Origin of the sequence: Ornithinibacter sp., assembly GCF_035443565.1 — a bacterium.
Taxonomy (GTDB): Bacteria; Actinomycetota; Actinomycetes; order Actinomycetales; family Dermatophilaceae; genus Fodinibacter.
The window spans coordinates 1-1,771 of the sequence record NZ_DAORSO010000307.1 but is presented as its reverse complement, the minus strand read 5'-3'; the positions used below and the strand labels follow the sequence as shown (position 1 = coordinate 1,771).

Genomic DNA, 1,771 nt, shown 5'->3' with positions numbered 1-1,771 from the left:
AGCTTGGCGACGGCCACCCCGAGGATGGCGCGGCCCTTGACGTTCCACTCCGAGGCCTTCGAGCGCTTGGCCAGGCCCGACTCGAACACGACGAACACGTCGGGGTCGGTGCCGGCCTCGACGACCGACATCGACAGCAACGAGTCGTCGCCGCGGAACTTCATGCCGGTGACGCCCGAGGTGGCGCGGCCCATCGGGCGCAGCGTGGCGTCGTCGGCGTGGAAGCGCACCGACTGGCCCTTGCGGGAGACGAGCAGCAGGTCGTCGGTGGCCTCGGCCAGGCCGGCGCCGACGAGCTCGTCACCGTCGCGCAGGTTCACGGCGATGAGCCCACCGCTGCGCGGGCTGTCGTACTCGCCGAGGCGGGTCTTCTTGACCAGACCGCTCTTCGTGGCCAGCACGAGGTAGGCCCCGCTGTCGTAGTCGCGCACCGCCAGCACCTGGGCGATCTTCTCCCCGGGCTGGAAGGCCATGACGTTGGCGACGTGCTGACCCTTGCTGTCACGACCGGCATCCGGCAGTTCGTACGCCTTGGCGCGGTAGACGCGGCCGAGGTTGGTGAAGAACAGCAGCCAGTGGTGCGAGGTCGTCGTGAAGAAGTGGTCGACCATGTCCTCGCCGCGCAGCGACGCCCCGCGCACACCCTTGCCGCCGCGACGCTGCGAGCGGTACGCGTCGACCCGGGTGCGCTTGGCGTAGCCACCGCGGGTGATCGTCACGACGACGTCCTCCTCGGGGATGAGGTCCTCCATCGACATGTCCCCGTCGAACGGCAGCACCTGCGTGCGCCGGTCGTCCCCGAAGCGCCGCACGATCTCGGCGAGCTCCTCGGAGATGATGTCGCGCTGGCGCCCGGGCTTGGCGAGGATGTCGGTGTAGTCGAGGATCATCGCCTCGAGCTCGTCGTGGTCGTCGATGATCTTCTGGCGCTCCAGCGCTGCGAGGCGCCGAAGCTGCATGTCCAGGATCGCCTGGGCCTGGATCTCATCGATGGTGAGCAGCTCCATGAGACCGGTGCGGGCGGCATCCACCGTCGGCGAGCGCCGGATCAGCGCGATGACCTCGTCCAGCGCGTCGAGCGCCTTCAGCAGACCACGCAGGATGTGGATGCGCTCCTCGGCCTTGCGCAGCCGGTAGGCCGTGCGGCGCTGGATGACGTCGATCTGGTGCTCGACCCAGTGCCGGATGAACGCGTCGATCGGCAGCGTGCGCGGCACCCCGTCGACGAGCGCCAGCATGTTCGCGCCGAAGTTCGTCTGCAGCTGGGTGTGCTTGTAGAGGTTGTTCAGCACGACCTTGGCCACGGCGTCACGCTTGAGCACGATGACGAGGCGCTGGCCGGTGCGGCCCGAGGTCTCGTCGCGAATGTCGGCGATGCCGGACAGGCGTCCGTCCTTGACGTGCTCGGCGATCTTCTGCGCGAGGCTGTCGGGGTTGACCTGGTAGGGCAGCTCGGTGATGACCAGGCACTGCCGGCCCTGGATCTCCTCGACCTGCACGACCGCGCGCATGATGATCGAGCCACGGCCCGTGCGGTAGGCGTCCTCGATGCCGCGGGTGCCCATGATGAGCGCGCCGGTGGGGAAGTCGGGGCCCTTGATCTCGGTCATGACCGCGGCGAGGGTCTCCTCGCGGGTGGCGTCGGGGTGGGCGAGCACCCACTCGGCGGCCGCGGCGACCTCGCGCAGGTTGTGCGGCGGGATGTTCGTGGCCATACCGACGGCGATGCCCGAGCTGCCGTTGACGAGCAGGTTCGGGAAGCGGCTGGGCA

General features: G+C 69.2%; 1 protein-coding gene. It reads right to left on the bottom strand.

Features of this window, described 5'->3' with window-relative positions; translation table 11 throughout:
• The coding region (locus tag PLL68_RS14745) for a DNA gyrase subunit A (RefSeq protein ID WP_324535376.1) at nt 1-1,771 on the bottom strand (1,771 nt) is incomplete at both ends.